Source organism: Arthrobacter sp. A2-55, assembly GCF_025548615.1.
Classification (GTDB): Bacteria; Actinomycetota; Actinomycetes; order Actinomycetales; family Micrococcaceae; genus Specibacter; species Specibacter silviterrae.
On the sequence record NZ_JAJLOZ010000002.1, the window covers coordinates 124,334 to 138,248 of the forward strand.

The window sequence follows — 13,915 nt, forward strand, 5'->3', positions numbered from 1 at the left end:
CACCAGGGGGATATTCATGCAGGCATCCACACGCGCCCTTCTTAGGCGCGGAGGCGCGGCCTGTGCCGCAGCCGCCGTTTTCTTGGCCGGCACGTTTGCGGCCGGCGCCGCAAACGCCGCCCCTCAACCCGAGCCGCCAGCCGCACCAACAATGTCGGCAGGCTCGGCAACGGCAGGCGCAACGCCGCCCGGCACCGCCAGTGCGCCAGCCACCGCGCCAGCCGCATCCGGCACTGAACTGCCTGGCGGCCTCGCTGAGGCGCTCAAGCGCGATCTTGGCATGACGGTTGAGGAATTCAAGGCCCAGGGCGAGCTTGCCGCCAAGGCCGCGGATGTCCAGGCCGAGGTTTCCACGGTGGATCCCGCCGCCGTGGTTTCGGTGTCCGGGGGCGGCATCACCGTCCAGACAACGGCCACCGACGTTGCCAGGCAAGCCGCCGGAGCCACCAAGGTGACGGTGAAGGCCACCCCGTCGGCACTGGGACCCGCCAAGGTGGACGCCGCCAGCGTGGATGCGCTGTTCAACGACTACGTCAAGACGTTTGGTGCCAGGAACCTGCTTTCGGTGGCCCAGAACATTAGCGGCGATTTTGTTATTCGCACGGGCGACCTCAAGTCCCCCGCCACGCCCACAGCGTCCCCGCGCGCGTTTGCCAGGGCAATGCCGTCCGTCACGGAATTCGCCGCCAAATACGGAAACGTGGTGGTTGAAGACGCCACGGGCCCCGGAACAGCGCACTACGCGGTGGGCGACCCTTTCGACATGGTCAACGGCGAGGGCTACTACACCTCTGATGACAGCAACGGGCACGGCGGGCTCTGCAGCATCGGCTGGAACGGCTTCAACATGGCGGGCGCGCCCGCCGTCATCTCCGCAGGCCACTGCACCTCCGACGGCGCCACGACGGTGGCGGCCTTGACGAACCCGGCGAATGAAAATGTGACGACCAACAGCTTCAACACCGCATCCCTGTTGACCCCCCTCGGCAGGGTCGGCTTCTCACAATTCGGCGGCCCAAACAACAGCTTCACCACGTCAGACCTGTTGGGCAACCCCGCGTCAAACATCGGCACCGACGTCTCCGTCATCAACGAAATCGCCGGCAACCTCACCCAGCTCCCCGCCGTGGCCAAGTGGACCGGGGCAAAATCCTGGGTTCCCACGGCTCCCCAACAAATTTCCGCCGACACCGTCCATGTCACGGGCGTCGGCGATGCGGTTCTCGGGGCAAAAATCTGCAAGTCCGGCCGCACTACGGGCTGGACCTGCGGAACCGTGGATGAAAAGGGCGCGTATGTCATCCAGGGGATCAACGCCCCGTCGCCCGTCAACCCGGGCGGCAACCCCAACGACCTGCGCGCTGTCCGCGGCTTTGCCTCCATCGGCAACCTGCGCAGCGACCACGGCGACTCCGGCGGCCCCGTTATTGCAGGCACCACGGCGGTGGGCATCACCAGCGCCGGCGGCACCATGGACGACGGCACCACCGTTGCGATTACAGCCGACATCAGGCCGGCCCTGGCCGCCACCAACGGCTACACCGTCAAGATCTTTCTGGGCACACCTGCGGTGACCACCAAGGGCACCGTGTACCGCGAGGCAACCATCAGCGGCACCGTGGCGGACGCCCCTGCGGGCACGCTGGTTGACGTCACGATCGACGGCGTCAAGTCCACACCTGCGCCCACTGTTGCCGCCAACGGCACGTGGTCAGTGAAGGCACCGAACAAGTTCGGCACCTTCGCCATCACGGCCCAGGCGAGGAACGGCTACAGCACCTCGGCAACCGCCACGGCGTCCATCCAGGTCATCAAGGCGACCCTGGCCGCCCCCGCGTTCACCGCCCCGGCCCTGAACGGCTCCGCCACGGTCCCCGTCTCCGCCATCACGGGCACCGGCAAGGCCGGCGCCACCGTGACTCTGTCCGGCGACGTCACTGGTACCGCCGTGGTTGCTGCAAACGGCACGTGGAGTGTGGCAGTGGCACCGGCGTTGGAGATCGGCAGCTACACCGTCACGGCAAAGCAGACCCTGGCCGATTGGAATGACTCCCCGGCCGCCACCAGCAAGTTCACGGTGGTGCCGGCCGCTCCGGCCGTCACCTCACCGAGCCAGGGCCAGCAGTTCCCTTATGACCGGGGCCCCGTTACCGTTTCGGGCACCAACACCCCCGGCGCCACGGTCAAGGTGACCATTAATGGCCAGCAATATGACGCCACGGTTGACGGCTCCACGTGGAGCATCACGTTCAGCCAGAAGTTTGCCAGCGGCAACTACAGCCTCTCGGCAGTCCAGACCCTCAATGGCCAGTCCTCCCCGGCGGGCAAGGCTGACTTCGTGGTGCTGGCCAAGCCCACGCCTCCGGCTACGCAGAAGCCCGCACCCACCACGCCAGGTGCCACCACCCCGGCCTCCCCCGCCGCTCCGGGCGCAGCCGGCGGGGTGGACCCCTCCAACAACGGCGGCCTGGCCAACACGGGTGCCTCCAGCGCCCTGCTGCCACTGGGCGCCGCAGGGAGCCTGCTGGTGCTCGGAGGGGCTGCGTTCCTGCTGTTCCGCCGCCGCAAATCCGCGCACTAACGGCAAAGCCATAGGCTGTAACACATAACCAGTAAGGAGTGGGTCCCGTTCATCACGAATGGGACCCACTTGCCATTTCGCCCTCTTTTCACCCCGGCGGTCCGCACGAAGGCAGGAGCAACAATGACGAGCAGCAGACTGGCCGCCCTGGCCGTGGCGGCCTCAATGACCGGCGTCCTGGGCATGGCGGCCTGCGGACAAGGCAGCGCCCCGGGAACCCAGAGTCCGGGAGAGCAGGCATCGGCGGGAACAGTGCCAAGCTCCGCCGCCACAAGCGCCTCCGCCACAAGCACCCCGGCCACAAGCACCGCGGGTGCCGGCACTACGCCCGGCGCCGCGGAGACCACTGCGCTGCTCCAGCTCAACGACTCCTTGAAGACCCGGCTGGGCGCCGCCTACGCGGATGCCTGGATTGAGGGCGACAAGCTCCACGTTGCCGTCACCACGAAGGATGCCGAAACGATTGCCGCCAACGCCGGGGCCATCCCGACCCTGGTCACCATCAATGCCGCGGAACTGGAAAAGGCGGTGGAGGCCGTGGCCGCCTGGCAAACCCGGCTTCCCTCGGCGCAGGGTGCGGCGATCCACAGGATCATTCCGGACGGGCGGACGGGCACCGTCACCATCTATGTGGCCCCGGCAGAATTGGCCGCCGTCGCCCGGGCCGCGGCTGCAGACAAGCCCACCGGCTCCGTCCCCCTCCTCCTCAAGGAATCCACCGGCATTCCCACTCCTTCCCAGCCGCTAGGATGACAGCATGATCCAGACTTTTCGGGCGCACGACGCCGTTGAACTCGCCGTCGTGGAACGCAGCGGCTTCGTGGAGTCCCGGCACCTGGGTTCCGCCGTCGTCCTGGCCGGGGACGGCTCGGTGGTCACGTCCCTGGGGGCCATTGATTCCCCCATCTACCCGCGCTCCAGCATCAAGCCGTTCCAGGCGCTGGCCGCCATGCAGTCCGGCGTGCCGCTGCGCGGGGCACAGGTGGCCGTGGCCGCCGGCAGCCACACGGGTTCGCGCGAGCACCTGGATGTGGTCGCCGGCATGCTCAAGGCTGCCGGCGTCACCGAAGCCCAGCTGGGGTGCCCGGCAGCCTGGCCACAGGATCGCGCGGCCCGGGCCTGGCTGGTCCGCAACGACAGCGGCCCGTCCAGGCTCGCCATGAACTGCTCCGGCAAGCATGCCGCCTTCCTGTGGGCGTGCTCGGAAAACGGCTGGGACACGGCCGGCTACCTGGAACCAAACCATCCCATGCAGCGGGCGGTGCGCTCGGTCGTGGAGGAATACACGGGCCAGCGGGTCCAGCACACGGGCGTGGACGGTTGCGGCGCCCCTGTCATGGCGGTGACGCTCAAGGGATTGGCCCGGGCGTTCACCACCCTGGCCAAGGCGCCGTCGGACCGCAACGCCAATGCCCGCGCCGCCACCATTGCAACGTCCATGCTGGATTACCCGTGGGCAGTGGAGGGCCGCGGCAGGCCCAACACCGTGGTCATGGAGGAACTGGGCGTGCTGGCCAAATTGGGCGCAGAAGGGGTCATCGCCATGGCCACCCCCACGGGCGCCAGCGTGGCCGTGAAGATGCTTGACGGCAACGGCCGCGCCGCAACCCTGGTGGCCCTGACGCTGCTGGCCGCCGCCGGCGCCCTGGACGTGCCCGACGTGGCCCAGGTGCTGTCCAAGGTGGTGCCGCCCGTCATGGGCGGAGGGCACCCGGCCGGCAGCCTGAGGCTGGGCCAGGCCGTCAGCGCCCTGCTGGACTAGGCTGCCGGACTAGGTTGCCGGACTAGGTTGCCGGACTTGGCAGCCGATACGTAGGAGGAATTGTGGCATCCCGCCGCCGAGTGGACATAGCTGATGGCCAGGCCGCCCTGGCTGCATGGCAGCAGGGCGGCGTGCCGCGTGCCGTGCTGGCCACGGCCGTGCGCTACACGCTGGAGGAACTCTCCTTCCGTGTCCCCGGCAACTCCGTGGAAGTGCGCGTGCCGCCCTTTGGCGTCACGCAGTGCATCGCCGGGCCGCGCCACACCCGCGGCACCCCGCCCAACGTGGTGGAGTGCGACGCCGACACCTGGCTTGCGCTGGTGACCGGCCGGACCAGCTGGGGTGCCGCCGTCGAACACGCCCTGGTGGCCGCCTCAGGACTGCGGGCGGACCTCTCAGGGGTGCTTCCACTCTAAGGCGGGTACCCTGTTAAGCATGACTTCCCAGCCTGCCGACCCTTCATCCGACGCCGCCCGGACGCCCCCTGAACGGCGCCGCGTGCAGCTGCGCCGGGCACCCAAGTACGTTCCGTTCCTGATTGCGGGGGCCCTGGTGGGCGTGGTGGTGGCCGGCATTCTCACACTCATCTCCCCCGGCATCGAAAACTTCGATCCGAGCAGCATTTTTGGCTTCTTCGCCGTCCTGCTGGTCCTGCCGGGAGCCGGACTGGGAGCGGTGGTGGCCCTGGTCATCGACAGGTGGAGCCTGCGGCACTCCCTCACAGCAGTGGTGGAATCCGTCCCCGAGCACGACGACGGCAGCCCGGCCTCCGCGTAACGCCCGGCGCTTTGCCGGAGGTCCGGCTGGAGGCCCTGCTGGAGGCCCTGTTAGAGGCCCGCGCCATTACATGAGATAATTTTATGGTGGCACGCGGAGACGGAAAACTTTCCCATGATCTTTTACCCGGCGAGAAGGGCCCTCAGGACGCTTGCGGCGTCCTGGGCATCTGGGCACCCGGCGAAGAGGTTGCAAAACTAACGTATTACGGGCTGTATTCGCTGCAGCACCGCGGCCAGGAGTCGGCGGGCATCGCGACCAGCGACGGCAAGCGGATCAGTGTGTACAAGGACATGGGGCTCGTGTCCCAGGTCTTTGACGAACCCACGCTGAACACCCTGACCGGGCACATGGCCGTGGGCCACTGCCGGTATTCCACCACGGGGGCCGCGAATTGGGCCAATGCCCAGCCCACCCTTGGCGCCACCAGCACCGGCACCGTGGCCTTGGCGCACAACGGAAACCTGACCAACTCCGCCGAACTCCATGAGATGGTGATTGCCAAGTACGGCGTCCCCACCTCTGGCGAAATGGCGCAGGGCAACACCACCGACACGGCACTGGTCACCACACTGCTCCAGGGCGAGGACGGCCGCTCCCTGGAAGAGACGGCCATGGAGCTGCTGCCCAAGGTGCACGGCGCCTTCTGCTTCGTTTTCATGGATGAACACACCCTCTACGCCGCCCGCGACCCGCACGGCGTGCGCCCGCTGGTGCTGGGCCGGCTGGAATCAGGCTGGGTGGTTGCCTCCGAAGGTGCCGCCCTGGCCACCATGGGTGCCAGCTTCATCCGCGAAATTGAGCCCGGGGAATTCATCGCCATTGACGAGGACGGCGTGCGCACGCAGCGCTTCGCCCCGGCCACCCCCGCCGGCTGCGTCTTTGAGTACGTCTACCTGGCCCGCCCGGACGCCACCATCGCCGGGCGCTCCGTGTACGAATCCCGCGTGGAAATGGGCCGCCAGCTGGCCCGTGAAAACCACGCCGACGCCGACCTGGTCATCCCGGTACCCGAATCCGGCACCCCGGCGGCCATCGGCTATGCCGAGGAGTCTGGCATTCCGTTTGCCCACGGCTTCGTCAAAAACGCCTATGTGGGCCGAACATTCATCCAGCCCAGCGAAACCCTGCGCAAGCTGGGTATCAAGCTGAAGCTGAACGCCCTGGAATCCGTCATCCGCGGCAAGCGCATTGTGGTGGTGGACGATTCAATCGTTCGCGGCAATACGCAGCGGGCCGTGGTGCGGATGCTCAAGGAGGCCGGCGCCGCCGAGGTCCACGTCAAGATTTCTTCCCCGCCCGTCCGGTGGCCATGCTTCTACGGCATTGATTTTGCCTCCCGCGCAGAACTGATTGCCAACGGAGCCGCCGTTGCTGAGATCGGCAAGTCAATTGGTGCCGATTCCCTCGCCTACATTTCCGAGGATGGCATGATCAATGCCACCCTCCAGCCGCGCGAACGGTTGTGCACGGCCTGCTTCACGGGCACCTATCCCATTGAGCTGCCCTCCAGTGACAGGCTGGGCAAGAACTTGCTGGAGCGCACCCAGGCCGGCGACAATACCACCTCCACCGGCTGCGACCCGGGTCCCGACGCGGAACTGGAAACCCTCCTCACCGACCAAGACCGCGCCGCCGCCGCAGACGGTTCATAAGAAAGAGACGCCATGACCAACGCCTCCCAGGAATCCCCCACTGCCATCACCTACGCCAGCGCCGGTGTTGACACCGAGGCCGGGGACCGCGCCGTCGAACTCATGAAGGAGGCCGTCAAGGCCACCCACGGCCCGTCAGTGGTGGGCGGCTTCGGCGGCTTCGCCGGGCTGTACGACGTCTCCAAGCTGCTGAGCTACAAGAAGCCTTACCTGGCCACCTCCACGGACGGCGTCGGCACCAAGGTGGCCATCGCCCAGGCCATGGACATCCACGACACCATCGGCTACGACTTGGTGGGCATGGTCGTGGATGACATCGTGGTGGTCGGCGCCGAGCCCCTGTTCATGACCGACTACATCGCCACGGGCAAGGTGGTCCCGGAGCGGATCGCCGACATCGTCCGCGGCATCGCCGGCGCCTGCAAGGTGGCCGGCACCGCACTGGTGGGCGGCGAAACTGCCGAACACCCCGGCCTGCTGGCACCTGACGAGTATGACGTGGCCGGCGCCTGCACCGGGGTGGTCGAGGCAGACCTGCTGCTGGGGCCTGAGCGCGTGCGCGCCGGGGACGTCATCATCGGCATGGCCTCCTCCGGCTTGCACTCCAACGGCTACTCCCTGGTGCGCCGCGTCATCAACCACGCCGGCTGGGCCCTGGACCGCCAGGTCTCCGAATTTGGCCGGACGCTGGGCGAGGAGCTCCTGGAGCCCACGCGCGTCTACGCCGCCGACTGCCTGGACCTGGCCCGCTTCCTGCCCGTCACCGCAGAGAAGGCAGTGCACGGCTTCAGCCATGTCACCGGTGGCGGCCTCGCAGCGAACCTGGCCCGCGTGCTGCCGCAGGGCCTGGTGGGCACGGTTGACCGTTCCACCTGGAGCCTGCCGGCCATCTTCACGCTCGTGTCGCAGCTGGGCAATGTGCCGCTGGCAGACTTGGAGCGCACGCTGAACCTGGGTGTCGGAATGGTGGCCGTGGTTTCCGCCGACGCCGCCGATTCCGCCCTGGCAAGGCTGAATTCGCGCGGCCTGCCGTCGTGGGTCATGGGCACTGTCACGGCCGAGGCAAGCGAAGCCGACCGGTCCGGGACCGACTACACGCAGGGCGCGAAGGGTGTTGACGGCGGCGCCGTCCGCCTGGTGGGCAGCTACGCGGTGTAGTCCCCAGACAGAAATTGCCGCCGTTCCCGCATTTTGCCACCGCTACACAGGTGGCAAAATGCGGGAACGGCGGCATTTTTGTGAGTACAACAAAATCCCCACACGTCGCCTCAGCTAACTTGCTGTGCGTCGTGCAGGGTTTGTTGCCTATGGCGACTAAGCGGTCCTAACCGATGCGGCGGGAGTCCACTTCGTCGTCGTCCTCAAACTGATCCGCATATTTGTCTTCATATGCCGAGTAGTCCGGCTCTGCGGGGATCTCACTGTGATGGCTCGGGGCTCGCCGAGTAGTCGCACCGAGCTCTTTTTGCAGAGCGGAATAGTCAGTGTTCGGGGAATAGTACTTGATATCCCGAGCCTGCTTGGTTGCCTTCGCCTTTTGACGGCCGCGCCCCATGGCGTGACCCCCTTTTTACACTTGGACCGGAGGTGGTCGCTCGGGCTGAGAGCGAGGCTCCGGAATATTCGGTCAATTTGTCGTACTCCTAGATTACATGAGTTCTGCACCAACCGTTCCCGCCCATGGGGTCTTCTCCCCATCGTGAAGTGGACATTTTCCATCGGTTGGCCGCAAATGTTCGGTAGAGTCACTCGCATGGGGAGTTTTTTCCCGCAGGGGAAGCGCGGCACACGCTGTGAAGTCCGTCCGCGGCCGGTTCGCGGACAAGGTCATTTTCCTTATTTCAGGCAAAAACAGGTGCCACAGACTGGTGCAGCAGGGAAGGCAAGTTCTCAATGAGCGATCACGACAATTCTCACGACCAGGTGCCGGAGGAGAATCCGTCCGCAAATCCCGGCCCGGACATTCCCGACGTCGACTTTGAATTTGCCGAACCGCAGCTGGGTCCTGCCGAGATCAGCCCGGATGTTGCCGAAAGTGTGAACCTGGACGAGGTTGAGGCCGAAGCCGCCAGGGTGGCCCGCGAGGCTGAGAGCTCTGCCGAGCTGCCGGCGTCGGAGGTTGTTCCCCCCATTCCGGACTCCCGACTGGATTTCCGGCACCAGGACGGCCAGGCAGCTGGCGAGTCTTCCGAGGTGGATGAGTCCACCGTGCTGCGCACCGATTTCACCAAGGCACCCGTCGCGAACAATCCCTGGACCGCGCCCGCCCAGCCCACCGCGCCACCGGCTTCCTCCCAGCTTTCCAACGCGGACGACGCCGGCCAGCCGCCTGCCGCTGCCGGGTCACCTGTTGCCGAGGTGCCCGTCGCTGACAAGCCGATTGCCCAGGCGCCGGTTGCCGAGGTGCCCGCCCAGGATGAGGCCGACAAGGAAACGCTGATCCGCCCCGTCCCGCCCGCAGTGGCTCCCGGTGCGCCTGCTGCCCCCGCAGCCGCCCCTCACATTGGCCGCGGAATCGACGACGGCTCGGGCTGGCGCCGCCCGGAAACGCCCTGGCAGCAGTCCGCCACGCCGTGGCAGCCCAAGGCCAACTCCTGGCAGTCACCCGGACAGGTTGCGCAGGGTGCCGCGGATGCAGCAGCTGCCGCGGCGGCTTCAGCGTCAGCCAATGGAGAAAGCCAGGCTCCGGGACAGCCGCCCGCCGGCGCTCCAAGCCAGCCACCCTATGGGCAGCAGCCCTGGCCACCCCATGGACAACAGCCGCCCGCCCAGCAACCATATGGGCAGCAACCCCAGGGGCAACAACAGCCGTCCGCCCCATCCGGCAGCCACGCCCCATACGGCGCCCCCATGCAGCACGGAACCCCGAATGCCGGTGGACCAAACTATGCGGCACCGAATTATGGCGCATCCGGCCAGCAGGCATCCGGCCAGCAGGCAGGATTTCCCCCTGTTCCCCCCGTTCCCGGCCAGCCCGGACAGCCCGGTGCCCCGTGGCAGGGCGTTCCCGGCCAGCAGCCCGGCGGCACTCAGGGTTTCCCGGGAGGCCCCGGCGGGACGGGTTCGCCGGATGGCAGGAAGAAGCTGTTCATCATCCTCGGTGCGGTGCTTGTCGCCGTCGTGCTGGTGGTCCTGCTGGTGTGGATGGTGTTCAGCCTGTTGCTGGGCAGCACAAAGGCCGGCGACATCACACCACAGCCGGTCCAGACGTCGGCCGCTGCGGACAACTCCAACGCCGACGCGTCGCCGTCGGCCGCAAGCAGCGATGGGGACGTTATCGTGGCGCAGGCATCGTCGCTGGACTGGCTCGACGGTGATTGCCTTCGCGGCTTCAACGGGATTGAAAAGTCCGCTGACGTGGTGCTGTGCAGCAGCCCGCATTCCGCCCAGGTGGTTGCGTCCTACGAGTACCCGATGGCGGACAGTTTCCCCGGTGACGACACCGTCAAGGCCAAGGCCACCGAGGTTTGCAAAAACGCCCCGGTGACCACCGCCGCCAAGAACTACAAGGGACTGAAGTCATACAGCGCCTACCCAACCTCGGGCTCGTGGGATGGCGGGGACCGCCGCGTCCAGTGCATCGCGGTGGACCCGACAGGCGACAACATCAAGACCACTCTGGTCAATTAGTCCGGCCGGCCCCGGCCCTACTTGCGGCGGACGGTCAGGCCCGATTCGCCTTGGGGGACCTCGTCCATGGTGAGCTCGTCAAAGTCCGTGGCCGTGTCCACCAGGACAGTGTCGCCGTCCGTGATGGTGCCCGAAAGCAGTTCCCGGGCCAGGCTGTCACCAATTTGCCGCTGGACCAGCCGGCGCAGGGGCCTGGCGCCGTAGGCGGGGTCGTAGCCGCTCAGCGCGAGCCAGGCCTTGGCGGAATCGGTGACCTCCAGGGTCAGCCGGCGCCCGGCCAGGCGGGCGGCGAGCGACTGCACCGCCAGCTCAACGATCCGGGACAGCTCCTCCACGCTCAACGCGTCGAACATGACAATCTCGTCGAGCCGGTTCAGGAATTCGGGCTTGAACGACGCCTCCACGATGGACATGACAGCCTTGTGCTTCTCATCGTCCGTCAGTGACGGGTCCACCAGGAACTGGGAGCCCAGGTTGGAGGTGAGGACCACAATGACGTTGCGGAAGTCCACGGTGCGGCCCTGACCGTCGGTGAGGCGGCCGTCGTCGAACACCTGGAGCAGGATGTCAAAGACCTCCGGATGGGCCTTCTCCACCTCGTCCAGCAGCACCACGGAGTAGGGCCGGCGGCGCACGGCCTCGGTCAGCTGCCCGCCCTCGTCATAGCCCACATATCCGGGAGGGGCACCGACCAGGCGCGACACGGAGTGCTTCTCGGAGTACTCGCTCATGTCGATGCGGATCATGGCGCGTTCGTCGTCGAACAGGAAGTCGGCGAGCGCCTTGGCGAGCTCCGTCTTGCCCACGCCGGTGGGGCCCAGGAACAGGAAGGAGCCTGTGGGCCGGTCGGGGTCGCTGATGCCGGCGCGGGCGCGGCGGACGGCGTCGGACACGGCCGCCACGGCCTTGGTCTGGCCAATCAGGCGGGCACCGATCACCTGCTCCATGTGCAGCAGCTTCTGGCTTTCGCCCTGCAGCATGCGCCCGGCCGGGATGCCGGTCCAGGCGGAGATGACCTCGGCGATGTCGTCCGCGGTGACTTCCTCGGCCACCATGAGGTCCTTCTTTTCCGTTTGCTCCTCGGCAGCGGCAGCGTCCAGTTCGTGCTGGAGCGCGGGCAGTTCGCCATAGAGGATGCGTGAGGCCAGTTCCAGGTCGCCGTCGCGCTGGGCCTTGTCGGCCACGGACCGGCGCTCATCCAGCTTTGCCTTGAGCTCGCCCACGCGGTTCAGGCCGGCCTTTTCGGCTTCCCAGCGGGCATTCAGGCCGGCCAGCTCCTCCTTCTTGTCCGCCATGTCGGCACGCAGGGCCTCCAGCCGTTCGGCCGAGGCCTCGTCGCTTTCACCGGACAGTGCCAGTTCTTCCATGGTCAGCCGGTCCACTGCGCGGCGCAGCTGGTCGATCTCCTCCGGCGCCGAGTCAATCTCCATGCGCAGGCGGGACGCGGCCTCATCCACCAGGTCAATCGCCTTGTCAGGCAGCCGGCGGCCGCTGATGTAGCGGTCGGACAGCGTCGCGGCGGCCACCAGTGCGGAGTCGGCGATCTGGACCTTGTGGTGGGCCTCGTAACGTTCCTTGAGGCCGCGCAGGATGCCGATGGTGTCATCGACGCTGGGCTCGCCCACGTACACCTGTTGGAAGCGGCGCTCCAGGGCAGGGTCCTTTTCAATGTTTTCGCGGTATTCATCCAGCGTGGTGGCGCCGATCAGGCGCAGCTCACCCCGGGCCAGCATGGGCTTGAGCATGTTGCCGGCGTCCATCGATCCCTCGGAGGCACCGGCGCCCACCACTGTGTGAAGTTCGTCGATGAACGTGACAATCTGCCCGTCGGAGGCCTTGATTTCCTCCAGGACGGCCTTGAGCCGCTCCTCAAATTCGCCGCGGTACTTGGCCCCCGCCACCATGGACGCCAGGTCCAGGCTGATGAGCGACTTTCCGCGCAGGGATTCGGGCACGTCCCCGGCCACCATGCGCTGGGCCAGGCCTTCGACCACGGCGGTCTTGCCCACGCCGGGATCCCCGATGAGCACGGGGTTGTTTTTGGTGCGGCGGCTGAGAACCTGGATGACGCGGCGGATTTCGGCGTCCCGGCCGATCACGGGGTCCAGCTTGCCGGAGCGGGCCACGGCCGTCATGTCAACGCCAAACTTTTCCAGCGCCTGGAAGGTGTTTTCGGGATCGGGCGTGGTGACCTTGCCGTCCCCGCGCACCATGGGCAGGGCAGCATCCAGCGCGGCCCGGGTTGCACCTGCCTGGTGCAGGGCACTTCCCGTTGCGCCGGCGTCGTTCGCCAGGCCCAGCAGCAGGTGTTCGGTGGAGACGTAACTGTCCCCCATGCCCTCGGCGGCCTGCTGGGCCGCCTGGACGGCGAGCAGGGTGTTGCGGCTGAGCTGGGCCTGTGCCACGGAGGTGCCGGACGACGACGGCAGGTGCCGGATGGCGGTGCTGGCGGCGACACTGACCACGTCGGGGTCGATGCCGGCGGCCTTCAGCAGCGCCACGGCCACGCCCTGGCGCTGGTCCATGAGCGCCTTGAGCAGGTGGGCCGGTTCCACGGTGGGGTTGCCGGCGGTGGAGGCATTCATGGCGGCGGCAGAAAGAGCCTCCTGGCTCTTAGTGGTGAATTTCGCGTCCAAGAGGGGTCCTTTCATCGGGTTGGTGTGGCGCGTCGTGTGTTCAAGTTGAGTCTACTACGCTCAACTTTCGCCCGGCGTGTTTCGCGGGATAATTCTTCCCACGGCGAAACGGGCCTTGACCTTGACGCAACGTCAAGCTTTAGGCTCATTTTATGGACAACGACAAGCCGCGGATGGATTGGTCCATCCAGCAGATTGCAGCCCTTGCCGGCACCACCAGCCGTACCCTGCGGCACTATGACGCGGTGGGGCTGCTGGCGCCCAGCCGCATTGCGGGCAACGGCTACCGGCACTACGACGACGCCGCCCTGGTGCGCCTGCAACGCATCCTGCTGTTGCGCGAACTGGGGCTGGGGCTGCCGGCCATTGCCGAGGTGCTGGACCACCAGGAATCGGCCGCCGACGCCCTGGCGGCCCACGTGGCCTGGCTGCACTCGGAACGGGAGCGGCTGGCCCGGCAGATCGCGTCCGTGGAAAACACCATAGCCACACTGGATAAAGGAGAAACCATCATGGCCGAGAAAATGTTTGACGGCTTTGACCACACACAATACAAGGACGAGGTGGAGGAGCGCTGGGGAAAGGACGCCTACGCCCGCGGCGACACCTGGTGGCGGGGGCTGGGCACCGCCGGACAGGCCGCATGGAAGGAACGGGTGGGCGCGTTGAACCGTGACTGGATTGCCGCGTTCGCCGCCGGTACCGAGGCATCTTCCGCGGAGGCGCAGGAGCTGGCCCGGCGCCACGTGGAGTGGCTGACGTCCGTTCCCGGCACGCCGGCATCCGCCCCCGGCGGCGATGTGCGCGGCTATGTGGCGGGCCTGGGCGAAATGTATGTTGCGGATCCGCGCTTTGCGGCGAATTACGGCGGCAG

The 13,915-nt window shown here is 67.0% G+C and carries 11 protein-coding genes; 9 read left to right on the forward strand and 2 right to left on the reverse strand.

Annotation, left to right across the window (positions count from 1 at the left end):
• Positions 1-16: 16 nt before the first annotated feature.
• The 7 genes from LPN03_RS01215 to purM all read left to right on the forward strand — a co-directional run bounded on the left by LPN03_RS01215 (position 17) and on the right by purM (position 7,933).
• Positions 17-2,581 (forward strand): LPXTG cell wall anchor domain-containing protein, encoded by a 2,565-nt coding sequence (locus LPN03_RS01215; RefSeq protein ID WP_262452657.1) that lies wholly within the window; start codon positions 17-19, stop codon positions 2,579-2,581.
• A gap of 123 nt (positions 2,582-2,704) precedes the next feature.
• Complete coding sequence (locus tag LPN03_RS01220; RefSeq protein WP_262452658.1) at positions 2,705-3,334, forward strand: hypothetical protein; 630 nt, start codon at positions 2,705-2,707, stop codon at positions 3,332-3,334.
• A gap of 4 nt (positions 3,335-3,338) precedes the next feature.
• Complete coding sequence (locus LPN03_RS01225; protein ID WP_165181634.1) at positions 3,339-4,343, forward strand: asparaginase; 1,005 nt, start codon at positions 3,339-3,341, stop codon at positions 4,341-4,343.
• Between the two features lie 59 nt (positions 4,344-4,402).
• Positions 4,403-4,759: a sterol carrier family protein gene (locus LPN03_RS01230; protein ID WP_165181703.1), complete on the forward strand. Its 357-nt coding sequence runs from the start codon at positions 4,403-4,405 to the stop codon at positions 4,757-4,759.
• A 19-nt stretch (positions 4,760-4,778) separates the two neighbouring features.
• The gene (locus tag LPN03_RS01235; protein ID WP_262452660.1) at positions 4,779-5,120 is read left to right on the forward strand and encodes a hypothetical protein; all 342 of its coding nucleotides are present in this window, start codon (positions 4,779-4,781) and stop codon (positions 5,118-5,120) included.
• 86 nt (positions 5,121-5,206) lie between these two features.
• Positions 5,207-6,775 carry an amidophosphoribosyltransferase gene (gene purF / locus LPN03_RS01240; RefSeq protein WP_165181705.1) on the forward strand — a complete coding sequence of 523 codons (1,569 nt, stop codon included), beginning with the start codon at positions 5,207-5,209 and terminating at the stop codon, positions 6,773-6,775.
• Positions 6,776-6,787: 12 nt separating this feature from the next.
• Positions 6,788-7,933, forward strand: a complete 1,146-nt coding sequence (purM, locus tag LPN03_RS01245) for a phosphoribosylformylglycinamidine cyclo-ligase (protein ID WP_165181636.1) — start codon at positions 6,788-6,790, stop codon at positions 7,931-7,933.
• Positions 7,934-8,099: 166 nt separating this feature from the next.
• Here purM and LPN03_RS01250 read toward each other — a convergent pair whose 3' ends face one another.
• On the reverse strand, positions 8,100-8,330 hold the full coding sequence (locus LPN03_RS01250) for a DUF3073 domain-containing protein (protein ID WP_165181637.1): 231 nt from the start codon (positions 8,328-8,330) through the stop codon (positions 8,100-8,102).
• Between the two features lie 338 nt (positions 8,331-8,668).
• Here LPN03_RS01250 and LPN03_RS01255 point away from each other — a divergent pair, with 338 nt between their 5' ends.
• Positions 8,669-10,405, forward strand: coding sequence for a septum formation family protein (locus tag LPN03_RS01255; RefSeq protein WP_262452661.1), 1,737 nt, complete (start codon positions 8,669-8,671; stop codon positions 10,403-10,405).
• 17 nt (positions 10,406-10,422) lie between these two features.
• Here LPN03_RS01255 and clpB read toward each other — a convergent pair whose 3' ends face one another.
• Entirely contained in the window at positions 10,423-13,041 is a 2,619-nt protein-coding gene (gene clpB / locus LPN03_RS01260; RefSeq protein ID WP_165181639.1) for an ATP-dependent chaperone ClpB, read from the reverse strand.
• 173 nt (positions 13,042-13,214) lie between these two features.
• Between clpB and LPN03_RS01265 the strand changes: the two genes are divergently transcribed.
• Positions 13,215-13,915 (forward strand): MerR family transcriptional regulator (locus tag LPN03_RS01265; RefSeq protein ID WP_262452674.1); only part of this gene is annotated, 701 nt, incomplete at its 3' end.

Coding starts and splice junctions, on each gene's coding strand:
- LPN03_RS01225 (WP_165181634.1), top strand. CDS start 3,339: ATGATCCAGACTTTTCGGGCGCACGACGCCGTTGAACTCGCCGTCGTG.
- LPN03_RS01215 (WP_262452657.1), top strand. CDS start 17: ATGCAGGCATCCACACGCGCCCTTCTTAGGCGCGGAGGCGCGGCCTGT.
- LPN03_RS01255 (WP_262452661.1), top strand. CDS start 8,669: ATGAGCGATCACGACAATTCTCACGACCAGGTGCCGGAGGAGAATCCG.
- LPN03_RS01220 (WP_262452658.1), top strand. CDS start 2,705: ATGACGAGCAGCAGACTGGCCGCCCTGGCCGTGGCGGCCTCAATGACC.
- LPN03_RS01235 (WP_262452660.1), top strand. CDS start 4,779: ATGACTTCCCAGCCTGCCGACCCTTCATCCGACGCCGCCCGGACGCCC.
- LPN03_RS01250 (WP_165181637.1), bottom strand. CDS start 8,330: ATGGGGCGCGGCCGTCAAAAGGCGAAGGCAACCAAGCAGGCTCGGGAT.
- purM (WP_165181636.1), top strand. CDS start 6,788: ATGACCAACGCCTCCCAGGAATCCCCCACTGCCATCACCTACGCCAGC.